The sequence below is a fragment of the Denitrificimonas caeni DSM 24390 genome (assembly GCF_000421765.1).
Classification (GTDB): domain Bacteria; phylum Pseudomonadota; class Gammaproteobacteria; order Pseudomonadales; family Pseudomonadaceae; genus Denitrificimonas; species Denitrificimonas caeni.
Window position 1 is genome coordinate 40,491 of the sequence record NZ_ATXQ01000009.1, and the last position, 17,626, is coordinate 58,116.

At 49.7% G+C, this 17,626-nt stretch carries 15 protein-coding genes; 9 read left to right on the forward strand and 6 right to left on the reverse strand.

Annotated elements, in window-relative coordinates:
• The first annotated feature begins 47 nt into the window (after positions 1-47).
• The 4 genes from H591_RS0112275 to H591_RS0112290 all read left to right on the forward strand — a co-directional run bounded on the left by H591_RS0112275 (position 48) and on the right by H591_RS0112290 (position 6,630).
• Positions 48-1,814 (forward strand): SLC13 family permease, encoded by a 1,767-nt coding sequence (locus H591_RS0112275; RefSeq protein WP_022967260.1) that lies wholly within the window; start codon positions 48-50, stop codon positions 1,812-1,814.
• Positions 1,815-2,479: 665 nt separating this feature from the next.
• Positions 2,480-3,736, forward strand: a complete 1,257-nt coding sequence (locus H591_RS15755) for a sensor domain-containing diguanylate cyclase (protein ID WP_022967261.1) — start codon at positions 2,480-2,482, stop codon at positions 3,734-3,736.
• 42 nt (positions 3,737-3,778) lie between these two features.
• Positions 3,779-4,270, forward strand: a complete 492-nt coding sequence (locus tag H591_RS0112285; RefSeq protein WP_022967262.1) for a YfiR family protein — start codon at positions 3,779-3,781, stop codon at positions 4,268-4,270.
• Positions 4,267-6,630, forward strand: coding sequence for a TonB-dependent receptor plug domain-containing protein (locus tag H591_RS0112290; protein WP_022967263.1), 2,364 nt, complete (start codon positions 4,267-4,269; stop codon positions 6,628-6,630). The genes H591_RS0112285 and H591_RS0112290 overlap by 4 nt, the downstream gene beginning before the upstream one ends.
• Before the next feature lie 124 nt (positions 6,631-6,754).
• On the opposite strand, the gene H591_RS0112295 is transcribed toward H591_RS0112290, so the two are convergent.
• The 6 genes from H591_RS0112295 to ftsY all read right to left on the reverse strand — a co-directional run bounded on the left by H591_RS0112295 (position 6,755) and on the right by ftsY (position 12,734).
• Positions 6,755-7,354, reverse strand: coding sequence for a pentapeptide repeat-containing protein (locus H591_RS0112295; RefSeq protein WP_022967264.1), 600 nt, complete (start codon positions 7,352-7,354; stop codon positions 6,755-6,757).
• A 37-nt stretch (positions 7,355-7,391) separates the two neighbouring features.
• Complete coding sequence (locus H591_RS0112300) at positions 7,392-8,099, reverse strand: SDR family NAD(P)-dependent oxidoreductase (RefSeq protein ID WP_022967265.1); 708 nt, start codon at positions 8,097-8,099, stop codon at positions 7,392-7,394.
• Positions 8,100-8,277: 178 nt separating this feature from the next.
• Positions 8,278-9,138 (reverse strand): RNA polymerase sigma factor RpoH, encoded by an 861-nt coding sequence (gene rpoH, locus H591_RS0112305; protein WP_022967266.1) that lies wholly within the window; start codon positions 9,136-9,138, stop codon positions 8,278-8,280.
• 127 nt (positions 9,139-9,265) lie between these two features.
• A complete protein-coding gene (ftsX, locus tag H591_RS0112310; RefSeq protein WP_022967267.1) occupies positions 9,266-10,282 on the reverse strand; it encodes a permease-like cell division protein FtsX in 1,017 nt (338 codons plus the stop codon).
• Positions 10,282-10,950: a cell division ATP-binding protein FtsE gene (gene ftsE / locus H591_RS0112315; RefSeq protein ID WP_022967268.1), complete on the reverse strand. Its 669-nt coding sequence runs from the start codon at positions 10,948-10,950 to the stop codon at positions 10,282-10,284. The genes ftsX and ftsE overlap by 1 nt, the downstream gene beginning before the upstream one ends.
• Positions 10,947-12,734 carry a signal recognition particle-docking protein FtsY gene (ftsY, locus tag H591_RS15425; protein ID WP_022967269.1) on the reverse strand — a complete coding sequence of 596 codons (1,788 nt, stop codon included), beginning with the start codon at positions 12,732-12,734 and terminating at the stop codon, positions 10,947-10,949. The genes ftsE and ftsY overlap by 4 nt, the downstream gene beginning before the upstream one ends.
• A 205-nt stretch (positions 12,735-12,939) precedes the next feature.
• Here ftsY and H591_RS0112325 point away from each other — a divergent pair, with 205 nt between their 5' ends.
• From H591_RS0112325 to H591_RS0112345, 5 genes are all read left to right on the forward strand, one after another.
• Complete coding sequence (locus tag H591_RS0112325; RefSeq protein ID WP_022967270.1) at positions 12,940-14,220, forward strand: M16 family metallopeptidase; 1,281 nt, start codon at positions 12,940-12,942, stop codon at positions 14,218-14,220.
• On the forward strand, positions 14,217-15,683 hold the full coding sequence (locus H591_RS0112330; RefSeq protein WP_022967271.1) for a M16 family metallopeptidase: 1,467 nt from the start codon (positions 14,217-14,219) through the stop codon (positions 15,681-15,683). The genes H591_RS0112325 and H591_RS0112330 overlap by 4 nt, the downstream gene beginning before the upstream one ends.
• Positions 15,683-16,267, forward strand: coding sequence for a 16S rRNA (guanine(966)-N(2))-methyltransferase RsmD (gene rsmD, locus H591_RS0112335; RefSeq protein WP_022967272.1), 585 nt, complete (start codon positions 15,683-15,685; stop codon positions 16,265-16,267). Before H591_RS0112330 ends, rsmD begins: the two co-directional genes overlap by 1 nt.
• A 71-nt stretch (positions 16,268-16,338) precedes the next feature.
• Positions 16,339-17,232, forward strand: coding sequence for a lysophospholipid acyltransferase (locus H591_RS0112340; RefSeq protein ID WP_022967273.1), 894 nt, complete (start codon positions 16,339-16,341; stop codon positions 17,230-17,232).
• An 85-nt stretch (positions 17,233-17,317) separates the two neighbouring features.
• The gene (locus tag H591_RS0112345) at positions 17,318-17,584 is read left to right on the forward strand and encodes a PilZ domain-containing protein (protein WP_022967274.1); all 267 of its coding nucleotides are present in this window, start codon (positions 17,318-17,320) and stop codon (positions 17,582-17,584) included.
• The last annotated feature ends 42 nt before the right edge of the window (positions 17,585-17,626 follow it).

The following is a 17,626-nucleotide window of genomic DNA, read 5'->3' on the forward strand; positions in this document are numbered from 1 at the left end:
CTGTCAAAAAATCATCCCGGTAATTAAACATATTAGGCGAGACGTTTATGACCTATGAAATTGTGCTCGTTTTGCTCATTACTATCGCAGCCATGACGCTGTTTGTGACCGAAAAACTGCGTATTGATGCCATTGCCATCTTAGTGCTGGTGAGCTTAACTTTGCTTGACTTGGTCAGCCCCAGCCAAGCTTTAAGCGGCTTTAGTAACCCCGCCACCATCACTGTGGCCTCGATGTTTATCCTTGCTGCAGGGCTGCAAAACAGTGGTGCTCTTGCTGGCATCCAACGCTTACTAGGTGCCGCTCGTTCACCTTTACAGTTTTTGCTGATGCTGTTTGGTCTGCTAGCTTTAATTGCGCCCTTCGTCAATAACACCGCAGTCGTCGCAATCTTTATTCCTATCGTCATTGCTGCCAGCTTAAAAGTTGGTTTATCGCCGTCGAAAACATTGATCCCCCTCTCCTATGTTGCGCAAATGATGGGCGTAGTAACCTTGATTGGCTCTTCTACCAACCTGCTGGTCAACTCTATAGCCAAAGACCTCGGTCACCCAGGCTTTAGTATGTTTGAGTTTTTACCTCTAGCACTGATTTGTGCAAGCGCGGGCTGCTTGTATCTGCTGACCTTTGGTCGCTGGTTATTACCTGATGTGCGCAGCGCCGACTTAGAAAACCTCTACGAGTTTGGTCACTATATTAGCGAGCTAAAAGTCACCGAAGACTCGAAATTATTGGGTAGCAGCGTCGAAGAAGCCAAGCTCAGTAAAGACTACAATGTCTATATCTTAGAATTACTGCGCGACGGAGAAAAGTATTGGTCACCGCGCTCAGAAGAGTTACGTGTAGGTGATATTTTACTGGCACGCGGGGTTTGGTCTGATCTTGAAACCCTTAAAGATGAACAAAAACTCGAGTTCAATACCCAAACTGACTTTCAACTCAAAGGTGAGAAACAGGAAAAATCCGTACTGGCCGAAGTGATGATCGCGCCACAGTCGCGTGCAGCAGGACGCTTGCTCGCCGTTTTAAACCGTAGCTGGCGTTACAACGCGTCGGTGATGGGTGTACAGCGTCGTGGACAAGTCGTGCGCGAGCAGCTGAATAGTTTACGTCTGCGTATTGGTGATATTTTGCTGCTGGCGTTACCAGAAAAAGATTTGGCTGCTCTGCGTAAAGATAAAAGCGTGATCGTTATTTCACAACGCGAGGCGACACAAAACTACGGTTGGCGAGCACCCTTTGCTATCGCCATTATGGCTGCAGTGGTCACTGTCTCGGCCATCGGCTGGCTACCAACCGCAATTGCCGCTTTAACCGGCGCGGTGGCGATGACTCTGGCAGGCTGTGTCCATGCTGATGATGTGTACGAGAGCACCGACTGGTCGATTGTGACTCTAATTGCTGGACTGTTACCCCTTGGGATTGCCATGAGCAGCAGCGGTGCAGCGCAGTTTTTAGTGGACAACAGCATCGGTTTAGTCAGCCATTTGGGACCCCATGTGGTACTGGCAGTGCTGTACTTGATGGCGCTGGCATTAGGTGAACTGATGAGTAACTCAGCCGCAGCCGTGCTACTTACCCCAATCGGCTTCTCCACCGCACAACTGATGGGAGCAGATGCCACACCTTTTTTAATTGCCATTACCTTCGCCGCCTCAACCAGCTTTATGACCCCAGTGGGCTACCAAACCAATATGATGGTGTATAACGCCGGCGGCTATAAGTTCAGTGACTTTATAAAAGTTGGCTTGCCGCTCAATACTATTTTTTGGCTCTTGGGCGTGATCTTTATTCCCATGTTTTGGCCGTTTTAGCTGGGTTAAGCACAGTCTGCAGCGCAGGCCTGGCCTGCTAAAGAGTGCTAACGCCCACGCTCATGCCATCACAAAAACCCGTAAGAGCGAGCCATGCCCGCGAATGCAATTCCCTACCTTCATCCTGCAAGCGAGTGCCGAAGAAAAGCATAGGCTGCCACGTCGCTACGCGCCTCGCAGAGACGCTGATCATCCTCTTGGGAGCGCGGGCCGCTGGCCTGCATCTGCACCCGCACCCGCACCCGCACTTAGACTAGCAAGCTCGCGAGTACCAACAGCGCCTATTCCAAGCCAGTCACGCCGAGCTGGATCTCTGGATAGAGCGAGTGCTCTTCGCTGACAGCATTGATGCGGTGTTTGCAGAGTAACGTCTGTTCTGCTGCAGGGAGCGCAAGTCAGGCATAAATGCTCGATCTGCAACGAGGATAAGTGCAAGGTTTGCTAAGTTTGCTGGTAGCAGCGCAGCTGTATCGCAAATAGATTCTTGACTGCAAAGTGCTTCGCAGGCATGGCCGGCTGCTTCAGAACGCAAACAATACTAGCAACTTGATATTACCCAAGACAGCAGATATTTTATTGATATAATGGCAGTGGCCCAACACTAGTTCTAAGCAATAGCCCGCTCGCAGATCCAACCAAATACAATCACAAAGGCAGCCATGGCAATGCTCAACAGACTCGCAATACGCTATAAGCTGATTATTCTGCTGGGCTTAAGTGGAGGCTTTGCGCTGCTGATTTCTTCACTAATCATGGTGTCTTCAATGTATTTGACACAGTCGAAGTCATCCATGCAGGTGCTACACCAACTGACTGATGTCATCAGTGAAAATATGCAGGCTGCACTTGCGTTTAATGATGCAAGCAGCGCCAGTAAGATTTTAGCTTCGCTGCATGCCAATCCACATATTTTACTGGCAATTGTCACAAACAATAACGGTCAGATTCTCAGTCAATATCAGCCTAACTTTTTACAAGCTGAGCGCGCACAGATCCATAAGCAAGCACTTGAGCAGATTCTTAAAGAGCGCACGCCGCAGCAGCCCGATCAATTGCTCGAACATATTCAGCCAGACTGGATGGGAGTAGTGAAACCGGTATTTTTCGAAGGCCAAGCCATTGGCACCCTAACACTGCTGTCTGACACCCAGATCATGTGGGATGAGTTTCGTAAGTTTGTACTGATGCAAATACTTGCATCAGCTCTGACAGTGGCCCTACTGCTGTTTTTGTCATTAAAGTTTCAAGCCATTTTTACTCAACCTATCCTTAATCTGATTAGCAGTATGCGTACCGTAGCGCAAACCAAAAACTACCGCACAGTCTTGGAGTCAGACCATAAGGATGAATTTAAGCACCTCTACGAGGTGTTCAACTCCATGCTGGTCGATATCCAAGAGCGTGATGACCGTCTGTTTAAATTAGCAACAACCGATGCTCTAACCGGTCTTGCCAATCGGCACCACGCCATGGAACTCATGAACACTATCATTAACCGTGCACAGCGCACTCAACATCCGTTCGGTTTGATTATGGTCGATCTGGATTTCTTCAAGACAATCAACGATACCTACGGTCATCAGACTGGTGATCTGGTACTGCAAGAAACTGCTAAGGTACTTCATGACAGCGCCCGAGAATATGATCTGGTTGCGCGCATGGGTGGTGAGGAGTTTCTAATTGTCTGTGACGATGCCCCACTACAAACCTGCATTGTTATTGCCGAACGCATTCAGCAAAATCTGGCCAATCACGAGATTGAATACGCACCGGGCTGTAAGCTGAATGTTACCGCCAGTATTGGTGTATACAGCTCAGCCCAGAACCCTGCAGAGACATCCATTACAGCTATGCTGTCTGCCGCCGATGCAGCGATGTATCAAGCCAAGTCTGCTGGCCGCAATACTTACTGCGTGGCCTAGATGCCCTTTGCCTACCGACTCCTATCTTGGTTAATAATCAGCATGACATGGCTGACTCCTCAGTCCTATGCCAATGACGTAGAAACTGAACTGACTGCCGTATTCATTGGCCGCTTTGCCAGCTATGTCGAATGGCCAGCCTCAGAACATCGACACTTTGTGATTACCGTACTCGGTGAAAACCTGTTTGACGCCAAGCTCGACCAGCTTTATCACAATAAGCAAATTAAAGACAAACCCGTTAAAGTGCGCTACGCCGCAACCCTTAATCAGGTGGCTCGCAGCGATATTTTATTTATCAATCTACAGACTGCCAGCGACCGCCTATCGGCCATCCATTTTGCCCGTCAACACAGTATGCTGAGCATCAGTACAGCACGAGGTTTTGCTGACAACGGTGGCATCATCCAACTCAATATTGTCGAGCAAAAAGCTCAAATCAAAATCAACCATACCGCGGCCCTAGATAGCGGCCTAAAAATTGCTGCGCCATTGCTCTCAATTGCCACTGTTTTACGGAAAAAACAACCATGAAGAACACGCTCGGTTACGCACTCATTTGCTTAAGCATCAGCACTGCGTTCGCCGCCCAAGATGCAGATGAATACTACCAGCTACCACTGGAGCAGCTGCTGCAGGTAACAACACAAGCGAAGGCGCAAGTTGGCTCGCGGGGTGACAAGCGTAACGCTCTGGATGCCGAAGTGCCAATTGATGTCATTAGCGCTGCAGAACTTGAATCCAGCGGTCATACCAGCTTGATATCGGCACTGGCGGCCCTAGTGCCAGGCTTTAACGCACCCGCTCCCAGCATTGCCGACGGCACTGACCACGCGCCACCCTTCACGTTGCGCGGCTTAAACCCAGATCAAGTGCTGGTACTGGTCAATGGCAAGCGCCTGCATCAAAGTTCGCTGTTACACAATAATGGCACTGTAGGTCGCGGCAGCTCCAGCGTCGACCTGAACATCATTCCTTTAGATGCAGTCAGTCGTGTAGAAATTTTGCGCGAAAGCGCATCAGCTCAATATGGCTCCGATGCCATCGCTGGAACCATCAACATTATCCTTAAAGGCTATGGCCAATCTAGCCAAGCCCGTATGCACTACGGAAAAACCAGCAAAGGCGATGGTGAGCATAAGCAAGCCAGCATCTTCCATAGCGTGCCACTGAGCGGTGACGGTTTTATTAATTTGACTGGGGCATGGCGCGACCGTGGCCGTAGTAATCGTGCGGCTGCAGATACGGAGGACGGAGGCCGGATCAATACACGCTTTGGTGATGCAGACACCCAGGATGGCTCGTTCTTGCTGAATGCCGAACTACTGCAAGGTGATACCACACTTTACTCACACGCGTTGTATAACCGCAGACTGAGCAATGCAGGTGCTTTCTTTCGACGTGCCGATAGTGAGCAAAATATTCCCGAACTGTACCCTGATGGCTTCCTGCCAAAAATCGCCCCCAAAATAACCGATTATTCTTTTAGCGGCGGCGCTAAAGGCATCCTCAGCGATGACACACACTGGGACCTGAGTTACACCCACGGCCATAATGACTTCCACTTTTACCTAAAAAACTCGCTCAATGCTTCACTGGGACGCATCAGCCCAACTTCGTTTGATGCAGGATCCACTGACTACACTCAACAGATATTGAATCTGGCCCTGAGCAAAAAAATCGGTTTACACACTCTGTCATACGGCTACGAATGGCGCGAGGAGCACTATCGTATTAACGCTGGTGATAGCGCTTCTTACGTACAAGGTCCGCACCCTAGTGCCGGTGGTTCTCAAGGTTTTCCAGGTTTTGGCCTAGCCAACGAGGTATCGCAGCGACGCCAAACCCACTCCATTTATGGCGATTTAAACTACCGGCTTAGCCAACGCTGGACCTTAGATACAGCCACACGCTTGGATCATTCCAGTGACTTTGGTAGCACTTTTAGCGGCAAGCTGGCTTTACGCTTTCGTCCAACCGATACCTTGCTACTACGCGCCAGCCTTAATACTGGCTTTCGTGCACCCTCCTTAACGCAAAGTCATTTTTCCTATACAGGCTCCTACCGCAACAGTGCCGATCCTGCTCCAACCCTCTGGGGCAACTTTGCAGTGGATCATCCCGTCAGCAGAGCGCTGGGAGCAAAAGATCTGAAAGTAGAAAAATCGACCCATTTTGCTATGGGCCTCGTCTTTGAGCCTGCAGCGAACCTTACTGCAAGCGTTGATGGTTTTATCACCGACATCAATGACCGCATCATGCCAACGGCCTATATTTCAGCCGACAGTGTGCCGACAGCCAAATCGACTCTGAAACAATACGACATCGATGGCGCAGTTTATTTTACCAACGCGATCAAAACCCGCACCCATGGCGTAGACTTGCGTCTTGACTACAGCCATGAATTGAAGCAAGGCGCAACACTGAAGTTTCGCAGTGGTTACCAATACAGTAAAACCCGCATCCAAAGCATCAACCCACCATCTACAGTGCTGGGTAATAATGCTGAAAACGTAGTGCTGGATTCTTTTAGCCGAGTTCTAGTGGAACAAGGGCAACCAGCCCATCGTTTCAATCTTCGCAGCACCTACTCAACTCGATCTTATGACTTGATGTTTAATTTGAATCGTTTTGGCGCCTATGCCAGCACCTTGGATCATTACAAAGTTGGTTTTGCTGCCAAGTGGACGCTGGATGCGGAACTGGCATATCACTTTGACCAGTCACTGACGGTGGCATTAGGTGGGGTAAATTTATTTGACACTGAACCTGACACATGGGAAGACTCAGGATACCCGAGGGATCCTGCCGACAAAGTCGTTCCTTACTCCCAGTATTCACCACTCAACTTTAATGGTCGCTATATCTATATGCGTGCACATTATAAATTTTAAGAGTATTACTTGGATCTGTACTGCATAGAGTCTTTTTGCTGAAGCCATTAAGGTTGTGTGAGTTGAGAAATACGCAACCCTAGGTATTCAGCTCGCAAAGGCTGTAAGTTATTGTTATCGCTCTTCAATCCAGCAGCTCAATGCCTAAACTCTCGAGCAAATACACTGCCTCAAACTTAGAAAACTTAGCGCCTTGTAGTTGATTTTCTAACACATTGAGTGAGAGCTGACTGGATTCGCTAAAGTTTGCCCCTTGTAAGTTGGTGCGCATAAACAAACTATGGCTAAAATCACAGCTGGTCATCAAGGCTTGCGAAAAATCGCCTTCACGAAAATCCACGTCATGCACTTTGCATTCATCAAGTACCAGCGCTTGTAAGGTCAAGCCGAAAAAAGATGAATCATTGAGCAGGCATTGGCGAAAACTGAGTTCAAAGTCTTTGTGGTATTGCGACCAGGTGGCGCGCGTCCAATCCACAGCCAGCAGTTTGCACTGAAGAAAACTCAAGCCAAACAGCCGCGTATAAGGCAGGCTGATTAAGCTCAACTGACAACGATTAAACGTGCAGTTAATAAAACGACAAGCTTCGAAGGTGGCACCGCTGAAATGACAGTCAATAAAGCTGCACTCTTCAAACTCACTGCCAATGCAGACTAAATCGCGCTGATCCAAGCAGTTAAATGATACTGCAAAGTACTGTTGCTGACTTTCTATCGTGCTCAAGACAACCTCTATTCGATCTGTGCATCGCATGAATTGATTAAAAGGGTAAAACTCTGCCATCCCAATTTAATAGCGCACCACTGATTTCCGGCTTTAAACCATCGCGCACCTTGAGTAAACGCTGTGCAGTCTGCGCCGCTGTTTGTAGTTGCCCTTGCGCAAGATTACTTTGGAATGGCTCGGACAACGGCGTATCAGTGGTACCAGGATGCACAGAGACAATGCAGGCACTCGGATTAAGTCTGGCGACTTCCAAACTGAAATTTTTAACCAGCATATTTAACGCCGCTTTACTCATGCGGTAGCTGTACCAACCACCCAAATGATTATCGGTAATGCTGCCGACTTTAGCGCTGAGCACTAAGACTTTAACCTCTGGACTACGGGTTAAATACCGAAACAAAGCACGTAAATACTGCGCAGGAATAACCACATTGCTGTGCAAGCGCTGCAGCAACTGCTCGCTACTCAGTTGGCGAATGGTTTTCTCTGGCATACCTAAGTCATCGTGCAACACACCATTACAGATAAAAACTGTATCCGGCTGTTGTTGTAAGGCTTGCTCTACGCTGTGCTGGCAGCTGCCTTCGCTCTGCAAAGCATCTTGCTGCCAAATGTAAGCGCTATGTTTGGGTGCTGGCTGGCGACTAATGATGTTCACCTGCGCGCCTTGCTGATGACACTGCTCTGCGATGGCTTGTGCGATATGGCTGCTGCCGCCAATAATCAAAACTGATTTAGACATAGTGTCACCTTAAACTGAGGTGTTGCGCTTAGCGGTTTCGTCTGATGATTCGAGCCTATTACTGTTGATCCAGAGGCAACTTAGCATGCCCTGCCGAGCTATCAATACACAGTGCTCAAATAATAAAAAAGGCGACTGTTTAAAGTCGCCTTTTAAAGGATATATGACCCGCTAAAGCTTAAGCAGCAATACTGCCTTTGAGCTTATTCATCGCGTTTTTCTCAAGCTGACGAATCCGCTCTGCCGAGACGCCATATTGTGCGGCGAGATCATGCAGGGTGACTTTTTCATCAGACAACCAACGTTGCTGCAGAATATCGCGACTGCGCTCATCGAGCTGACTCAGCGCCTCATGCAAGTTACTGCTAGAGTTCTCAGTCTGATCAGAGGCTTCCAACTGCAAAGCTGGATCATAGGTATGGTCTTCGAGATAATTCGAAGGTGACTGATAGGCGCTCTCATCATCGTCACTATCGGACGGATCAAACGACATATCGTGACCGGTTAAGCGGCTTTCCATCTCGCGCACTTCGCGTGCTTCCACACCTAAAGAGTCCGCCACAGCATCCACTTCAGAATTGGTCAGCCACGCTAAACGTTTTTTCTGGCGACGTAAGTTAAAGAACAGTTTGCGCTGAGCTTTAGTGGTCGCAACCTTAACGATGCGCCAGTTGCGCAGCACATATTCGTGAATTTCAGCTTTAATCCAGTGCACAGCAAAAGATACTAAGCGCACACCCATTTCTGGATTAAAGCGCTTCACAGCTTTCATCAAACCCACGTTACCTTCTTGAATCAGGTCGCCTTGGGGTAAGCCGTAACCTGAGTAACTACGCGCGATATGCACCACAAAACGTAAGTGGGCCATGACTAATTGGCGTGCAGCATCTAAATCTTGGTGATAATACAAACGTTCACCCAAATCACGCTCTTGCTCTACCGAGAGTAGCGGAATTGAGTTAACGGAATGCACATAAGACTGCAGGTTCGCACCTGGGCTTAACATTTGTGCTGTTTGTAATGCGGTCGTGGTGGTCATTAATATCCTCCAACGGGTAACAATTTCTGTAAAATACTATTGATTCTAAGACGCTAATTTAACCATAAAGTTCCCCTTTTCGGGGCTTTAAAACATGCTGAAACACTTATCCTAGAAGGCTTTGCCATTAACGCGGTGATAACTCTCGCAGGTGCCGTGCTACGGCTAACCATGCACCGATGTAACCCAGTAATACTGCACCAAGTAGCAAGGAAAAGCCATCTTCGACCGGCACACCGGACAAAGTGAACTCACTGCCGTACAGTTGTGCGAGTTGCACCACCGAGTCATTCAGCCAATCAAGACCGAAAGCCAGCAGTAACCAAGCCAATATGCCACCGGCTAAGCCATAGAGCACGCCCATATATAAGAACGGACGACGCACATAGCCATCGGTGCCGCCAACCAGCTTAATCACTTCAATTTCAACACGGCGATTTTCAATGTGCAGGCGAATAGTGTTACCCACCACCAGCAATAACGCCGCAATCAGCAGCACAGATAACGCGAAGATAAAATGCTCACCCATCTGCAAAATCGCCGCTAAGCGCTCAATCCACATCAGATCAAGCTGGGCTTGCTGCACCTTGGGCATGCTTTTCAGCTCATCCAGTAAAGCCACCAAAGTGTCTTTATCAACCACTTCTGGAGTGACTAAAATACTGCCTGGCAAAGGATTATCAGGTAATTCGCGCAACGCTTCGCCTAAGCCAGACTGCTCTTGGAACTCTGCCAGCGCTTGCTCACGGCTGATCCATTGCACCTCAGCCACGTGCTCATGTTCAGCTATTTTGTCGCGCAGCAACTCACCGTAAGTATCGCCAGCGTCTAACTCTAGAAACAGCGAGATTTGCGCAGCACGCTGCCATGAGCCACCGAGCTGACTGACATTTTCTAATAACAGCGCCAGCCCCATCGGCAAACTTAAAGCAACGGCCATCACCAAGCAGGTAAAAAAACTACCGAGCGGCTGACGGACTAAACGGCTGACACTGTCTCTGCAACTGGCGCGGTGATTTTCCACCCAAGCCCGCAGCTGATTACGAAAACCACGGGTGTCGGACAAAGACGACTCAACTTGATTTTTTGTCGTGGCGCCAACGCGCTCACCGGGCTGATCTGGGGTTACACGGGCAGAACACATTAGACAGCCTCTCCATCACCAATCAAACGACCACGTTGCAAGGTCAGCATACGCTGGCGCATGCGTGCAATTAATGCCAAGTCATGACTGGCAATCAGCACCGTGGTGCCGAGTTGATTAATGTCTTCAAACACTGACATGATTTCAGCGGCAAGACGCGGATCAAGGTTGCCAGTAGGCTCATCGGCCAGTAAGAGCGCCGGCTGATGGACAATTGCCCGAGCGATACCAACACGTTGCTGTTGGCCAGTGGATAAGTCTGCAGGAGCCTGCAGGGCTTTATCTTTTAAGCTGACCCGCTCCAGCGCTAAGCTGACGCGCTGGTTAATTTCTTCTTGCGGCAAACCTAAAATCTGCAGCGGTAAGGCCACATTGGCAAACACACTGCGATCAAACAATAATTGGTGATTTTGAAAAACCACTCCAATTTGGCGGCGCAAAAATGGAATCTGAGCATTGGTGATTTTGGCGAGATCTTGTCCAGCCAAGAGCAATTTACCGGCTGAGGGTCGCTCCATCGCGAGCAACAAACGCAACATGGTACTTTTACCAGCACCTGAGTGACCGGTGACAAATAAAAACTCACCACGGCGCACGCGAAAACTCAACTCATGCAAACCAACATGTCCGTTGGGATAACGTTTTGCGACCTGCTCAAATCGAATCATGCAGAATCCTTCTCGGCAAATAACGCTTTAACAAAATCATCGGCAACAAAATCACGCAAATCATCGATGCCTTCACCGACACCAATATAGCGCACGGGAATTTGAAAATGTTTGGCCAGAGCAAAAATAACCCCACCTTTGGCCGTGCCATCCAGCTTGGTCAGCGCAAGACCTGTCAATGGAATGGTTTCATTAAACTGACGGGTTTGATTGATCGCATTTTGTCCAGTACCAGCATCCAACACCAACAGCACTTCATGCGGTGCGCTGTCATCCAGCTTGCTCATCACACGACCGACTTTACGCAGCTCTTCCATCAAATTGTCTTTAGTGTGCAAGCGCCCTGCGGTATCAGCAATGAGCACATCCATGCCACGCGATTTAGCCGCTTGCAGCGCATCAAAAATCACTGAGGCTGAGTCTGCACCGGTGTGCTGGGCAATTACTGGGATTTTATTGCGCTCACCCCAGACTTGCAGTTGTTCAACTGCAGCAGCACGGAAGGTATCACCGGCGGCTAACATGACTTTTTTGCCGTCTTTTTGCAGACGTGCGGCTAACTTACCAATAGTAGTGGTTTTACCCGCGCCATTGACACCGACCACGAGAATCACATAAGGCTTTTTCTCGGCAGTGATCTGCATCGGCTGCTCAATTGGACGCAATAAATCCGCCATTTCCACTTGCAGCGCTTGATACAAAGCACCACTGTCGGCTAATTCTTTACGTGCAACCCGTCGAATTAAATTGCCCATAATGGCAGTAGTAGCTTCCATTCCGACGTCTGCGGTCAGTAAGCGCGTTTCCAGCTCATCGAGCAGGTCATCATCAATTTCTTTTTTACCCAGAAACAGGCTGGCCATGCCTTCGCCAAGACTGGAGCTGGTTTTGGCTAAGCCTTGCTTTAAACGTGCGAACCAACTGGCTTTGTTATCTTGCGGCTTATCCTGTCCACCAAGATTTGCATCCAGTTTCGCTTCGTCAGCATCGCCAGCTATTTCTGTTTCTGGTTCTGGCACAACAAGCGGCGCTACTGGCGCAGGCGGCACAACAACTTCACTACCGCCACTGATTCGAAAGCGTGAATAGGCTGGACGAGCAGGTTCTATGGCAGTGCTCGGTGTATCCAAGGTCTGTGCTGGGACTGACTCGGCAACAGGCGCTGTGGTTAATTCAGGTATTGGCGTAATGCTTGGTTGCAGCGGCGCAGCACTAGGCTCGCTCTGCTGCTCACGTGGCGCAGGCACTGGCTCAGCAATAAGAGCCGGCACTGGTTCAGTAACCACTTGAGCATCAGCTTGATGGTGCACAAAAGAAGCAGCCGTCGCCGCTAAAGTCGACTCAGCATCTGCCGTTTGCTGAGGCTCAGAAAGCGCGGTAGAGCTCACTGTTTGCGCCGCACTAGGCGACTCAACTGGCTGTACTGGATCAGAACTAACAAGCGTTGAGCTGACAGCTTCAACAGCTGCAGCGACCTGCTCTACTGGCGCAGTATCAGGCTCAGGCTCGTCATTGAGGATAGCGGGCTCTGCGTGAGGCTCTACAACTGTAGATACTTGCTCAGGAGCAACCTCTGGTTGAGCGGTTTCAGCTGCCTGCACTGTAGACTCAGCGGCACTAGGCTCTGGCGTTTGCGGCTCAGCATTCTTTTTGCTAAACCAAGAAAATAAGCCTTTTTTAACAGGCTTAGCTGCGGATTCACTGGCTGCTTGATCAGCAGTCTCAGGAGTATCAGCGCGAGGCGCTGGCTGTGGTGTTTTTTTGTCGTCGCCGGAACCAAACATAGAAAAAGGCTATCTCAGCAGGTCACACAAACTGTGTTATATCAATAAGTACACGCAGTTGTGGTTGTTAATAAAATGGTTGCGTATCCTAGCACCTCTAAGCCTCTGTAGCTAAACTCAGAGCGCAGTTTGAAAGGTCCAAAGCATGAAAAAATACTTAAGTTACATCGTACTCTTTTTCTCCAGTACTTTTATAGCGCCACTTATGGCGCAAACCACTACAACCGAGTTCAGCTTGGACAACGGACTTAAGGTGATCGTTCGCGAAGATCACCGTGCGCCAGTGGTGGTCAGTCAGCTTTGGTACAAAGTCGGCTCCAGCTACGAAAAGCCTGGCAGCACAGGTTTAGCCCACGCCCTCGAACACATGATGTTTAAGGGCAGCAGCAAGCTCGGCCCTGGCGAATCTTCACGAATTCTACGTGAGTTGGGTGCTGAAGAGAATGCGTTCACCAGCGATGATTACACCGCGTATTATCAAGTGCTCGCGCGTGATCGTTTAGCCGTTGCCTTAGAAATGGAAGCCGACCGTTTGGCCAGCCTGACCTTGCCAGAAGATGAGTTCTTGCGAGAAATTGAGGTGATCAAAGAAGAGCGACGCATGCGCACTGACGATCGCCCGAGTGGTTTGGCCTATGAGCGTTTCAAAGCACTGGCTTACCCTGCTAGCGGTTATCACATTCCGACCATTGGCTGGATGCATGACCTTGAGCGCATGACCATCGCTGATTTACGCGACTGGCATGAACGCTGGTATGCACCCAATAACGCAACGTTAGTGATTGTCGGCGATGTGCAGCCTGACGAAGTTAAAACACTGGTCACCCGTTACTTCGCGAAAATCCCGGCGCGCCCTATTCCTGCGGTCAAACAGCCACTGGAACTGGCTGAACCTGGCCAACGCAGCTTAACCTTATATTTAAAAACTCAATTACCCAGCTTAATGATGGGCTTTAACGTGCCCAGCCTTTCTAGCACTGACAAGCCCACTGACGTGCATGCCTTACGCTTAATCGGCGCACTTTTAGATGGCGGCAGCAGTTCTCGCTTACCTGCACAGCTGGTACGCAAACAAGAGTTGGTTGCCGGCGCTTCCGCTTGGTACAACGCCTTTGCCCGTGGCGACAGTTTATTTGTTTTATCTGCCACACCCAATGTGCAAAAAGGTAAAACTCTCGCGGATGTTGAGGCCGGTCTCTGGCAGCAACTTAAGCAGCTACAAGACACTCCGCCTAGCACCGCCGAACTGGCTCGCGTACGTGCGCAAGTAGTCGCCGCTGAAGTTTATCAACAAGACTCAATCACCAGCCAAGCCACGCAGATTGGCACGTTAGAAACTGTTGGTCTGTCTTGGCGCTTACAAGACACTGACTTAGCCGCGCTCGAAGCGGTAACGCCTGCTGACATTCAAGCAGCAGCCAAACAGTTCTTCACCCAGAGCCGAGCAACAACCCTGTATGTCCACCCTGAGGAGGCGCGCCCATGATGTCTTTACGTATTTTTAGCGCCAGCCTGATCAGTGCAGCATTACTGTTTAATGCAGGCTGCAGCACTTTTAGTCAGCAGCAAGCACTGCAAAGCAACTCAGTCGAGCAACGCATCAGCAGCTTAGCCGCGCTGTCCAAGCAAAGCCCAATCACCCGCACCCTCGACATTCAGGAATGGCGCACCTCAGCTGGCACTAAAGTGCTATTTATGGCCGCACCTGAATTGCCCATGTTTGATTTGCGTTTAACTTTTGCTGCCGGTAGCAGTAAAGACCAGCAGACCTACGGCTTAGCCAACCTCACCAGCGCCATGCTCAATGAAGGCACCGGCACCTTAGATGCGGGACAAATCGCCGCGCGCTTTGAAGACCTTGGCGCCGAGTTTTCTGCTGGCTCCTACCGCGACATGGCAGTGGTGAGTTTGCGCAGTCTCAGTGACGCTAAACTTAGCAGCCCTGCTCTAGAGTTATTTAGTCAGGTCGCCGCCCAACCAAGTTTCCCGGCGGCTTCATTGGCGCGAATTAAAAACCAATTATTAGCAGGTTTTGAATACGACAAACAAAACCCCGGCAAGCTCGCTTCTTTAGCTCTGTTTGAGCAGCTGTACGGTGAGCATCCTTACGCACATTCAAGCTCAGGTAACGCTGAATCTGTACCGGGCATTAGCCGTCAGCAACTGCAGGAATTTCATCGTAACTATTACACGGCAGGCAATGCACAAATTGCTTTGGTCGGTGATTTAAGCATTGCTCAAGCGAAAGCCATCAGTGAAAAAGTCTCCGCACGCTTACCGCAAGGAACCGCGGCGGCGGTGACTCCAGAACCGGTTAAAACACCGACATCCAACACCCACATTGAGTTTCCTTCAACCCAAACCCATATTTTGCTGGCACAACTCAGCGTCAAACGTGGCGACCCTGATTATCCAGCATTGTTTTTAGGTAACCAAATTCTTGGCGGCGGTGGTTTTGGCACGCGCCTGATGGAGGAAGTGCGAGAAAAACGCGGCCTGACCTATGGCATTTATTCCAGCTTAAGCCCAATGCAGGCCACCGGTCCTTTTATGATTAACGTACAAACCCGTGCCCAGCTCAGCGAGGCAACACTGCAATTGGTGCAAGATTTACTGCGCGATTACCTTGAAAACGGCCCTACTGCCGCCGAACTCGCCGATGCTAAACGCGAAAGCCTCGGTAGCTTTCCGCTCAGTGCCGCCAGTAACTCGGCGATTGTTGGGCAATTGGCGGCCATCGGCTTCTACGATATGCCACTGAGCTGGATGAGTGATTTTATGCAAGATGTGCAAGCGCTGACTGTTGAGCAGGTGCATGCAGCCTTTCAGCGTCATTTGAATCCTGAGCAGTTAGTAATTGTGACGGCTGGCCCTACGGTTGAGCAATTACCTTTGCCTGAGCCGGTTGATCGCTCAGCAGCCAGCGCACCTGCAGGACGCCAACACTAATGGCTAAGAAACCTACACAAAGCGCACGCGCCAGCTCCATACGGATCATTGGTGGAGAATGGCGCTCACGCAAACTGACAGTACCTGATGCACCAGGTTTACGACCAACACCTGATCGCGTGCGTGAAACGCTATTTAACTGGCTCGCACCGACAATCCAAGGGGCGCGCGTACTCGATGCTTTTACCGGCAGTGGCGCGCTGTTTCTTGAGGCATTGTCGCGCGGTGCCAGCACTGGCGTGGCAATCGATGCAAGCACTAACGCCGTCAACAATCTGCGCCGTAATCTAGCGGTATTGCAATGCGATGATGCTGAAGTGTTACGCGTGGATAGCTTGCAATATTTGAGCAACAAGACCGAGCAAGGCTTTGATATTGTTTTACTTGATCCGCCGTTTCACCAAGACTTACTGTTAAGCGCCTGCCAGCTGTTAGAAGACAACAACTGGCTCAATAAAGATGCTTGGATTTACACCGAAAGCGAGCAAGCACCGTCCAGTCTAGGTGTGCCTAGCAGCTGGCGTTTGCACCGTGAAAAGCACACAGGACAAGTGCATTACGCGCTCTGGCAAAAAGTCTCTTGAACCTTGCTTGCTGACTTAATCAAGCAAATCCAGTAACTTAGTCTTTTTTAATAGTGCCATCGGGGTGATGCGTGGAAGCTTTGAAAGGCAAGCTGGCAGTGGGTGCCTTAAAACTAATTGCGGCATTACCGTGGCGTGGTGTGCAAAATTTTGGCCGTGTATTCGGCTGGCTGATGTGGAAAATTCCTAACCGCTCACGCGAGGTCGCACGGATTAACCTTAGCCACTGTTTTCCAGAGTTAAACGCTGAAGAGATTGACCAGTTGACCGGACGCAGTCTTAAAGGCATCGGCAAATCCTTCACTGAGAGCGCCTGTGCATGGATCTGGCCACCGGCTAAAACCCTAGAATATGTCCGCGAAGTCGAAGGCTTAGAAGTGCTGCAAGAAGCATTGGCCAGCGGCAAAGGTGTCGTGGGCATCACCAGCCACCTTGGCAATTGGGAAGTACTCAACCACTTTTATTGCGCGCAATGTAAGCCAATTATTTTTTACCGTCCGCCGAAATTAAAAGCACTCGATGAACTGCTGAAAACTCAGCGTGTGCAACAAGGTAACCGCGTCGCACCCTCAACCCGTGAAGGCATCATTAGCGTGATTAAAGAAGTGCGCAATGGTGGCTCGGTGGGTATTCCTGCAGATCCAGAACCGAGCCTTAGCTCTGGCGAGTTCGTCCCTTTTCTTGGTACTACAGCATTAACCAGCAAGTTTGTCGCTGGCATGCTCGGCGGCAAACAAGATAAAGTCAGCGCAGTCTTTTTACATGCCATTCGCCTAGAAGACGGCAGCGGTTTTAAAGTCGTTCTGGAAGCGGCGCCCGATGATATGTACAGCACTGATACTTACACAGCAGTCAGCGCCATGAGTCGCGTACTGGCCAGTTATGTGCAGCGCTGGCCTGATCAGTACATGTGGACCATGAAGCGCTTTAAAAAGCGCCCTGAAGGCGAGAAACGCTGGTACTAACTTTACTATCAATAACAGTATTGATCTTGCGAGGCAAAGCAGCTTACAGTTGAGCCCTACAGTATTTTTAAATGAGTATCTGTCTATGTCATCACATTTGCGCCAAAGCATTCGCACCAGCATGAATTGCCAGATCAAGATCTGCCACCCATCATTTGGAGAAATTTTCGCAACCACCGAAGACTTATCCGATGAAGGGGTATTTATTAAACACGCTGATATGATCAAGCTTAAAAAAGGTGACATTGTTACTGGACAGGTGCAAGGCTTGCCGATTGAAGCCCCCATCTTAAAAATGGAAATTATGCGCATCACCAGTTCAGGTGCAGGGCTGAAGTTTTGCCGAGATTAAGACTAACGCTCAGACATTAAGCCATATTCACGTCAACCTGAG

What these genes read in the sequence shown, in the direction of transcription:
- H591_RS0112285 (WP_022967262.1), top strand. Translation starts at nt 3,779, where the DNA reads ATGACATGGCTGACTCCTCAGTCCTATGCCAATGACGTAGAAACTGAA.
- H591_RS0112290 (WP_022967263.1), top strand. Translation starts at nt 4,267, where the DNA reads ATGAAGAACACGCTCGGTTACGCACTCATTTGCTTAAGCATCAGCACT.
- rsmD (WP_022967272.1), top strand. Translation starts at nt 15,683, where the DNA reads ATGGCTAAGAAACCTACACAAAGCGCACGCGCCAGCTCCATACGGATC.
- ftsE (WP_022967268.1), bottom strand. Translation starts at nt 10,950, where the DNA reads ATGATTCGATTTGAGCAGGTCGCAAAACGTTATCCCAACGGACATGTT.
- H591_RS0112330 (WP_022967271.1), top strand. Translation starts at nt 14,217, where the DNA reads ATGATGTCTTTACGTATTTTTAGCGCCAGCCTGATCAGTGCAGCATTA.
- rpoH (WP_022967266.1), bottom strand. Translation starts at nt 9,138, where the DNA reads ATGACCACCACGACCGCATTACAAACAGCACAAATGTTAAGCCCAGGT.
- H591_RS0112275 (WP_022967260.1), top strand. Translation starts at nt 48, where the DNA reads ATGACCTATGAAATTGTGCTCGTTTTGCTCATTACTATCGCAGCCATG.
- ftsX (WP_022967267.1), bottom strand. Translation starts at nt 10,282, where the DNA reads ATGTGTTCTGCCCGTGTAACCCCAGATCAGCCCGGTGAGCGCGTTGGC.
- H591_RS0112345 (WP_022967274.1), top strand. Translation starts at nt 17,318, where the DNA reads ATGTCATCACATTTGCGCCAAAGCATTCGCACCAGCATGAATTGCCAG.
- H591_RS15755 (WP_022967261.1), top strand. Translation starts at nt 2,480, where the DNA reads ATGCTCAACAGACTCGCAATACGCTATAAGCTGATTATTCTGCTGGGC.
- ftsY (WP_022967269.1), bottom strand. Translation starts at nt 12,734, where the DNA reads ATGTTTGGTTCCGGCGACGACAAAAAAACACCACAGCCAGCGCCTCGC.
- H591_RS0112325 (WP_022967270.1), top strand. Translation starts at nt 12,940, where the DNA reads ATGGCGCAAACCACTACAACCGAGTTCAGCTTGGACAACGGACTTAAG.
- H591_RS0112300 (WP_022967265.1), bottom strand. Translation starts at nt 8,099, where the DNA reads ATGTCTAAATCAGTTTTGATTATTGGCGGCAGCAGCCATATCGCACAA.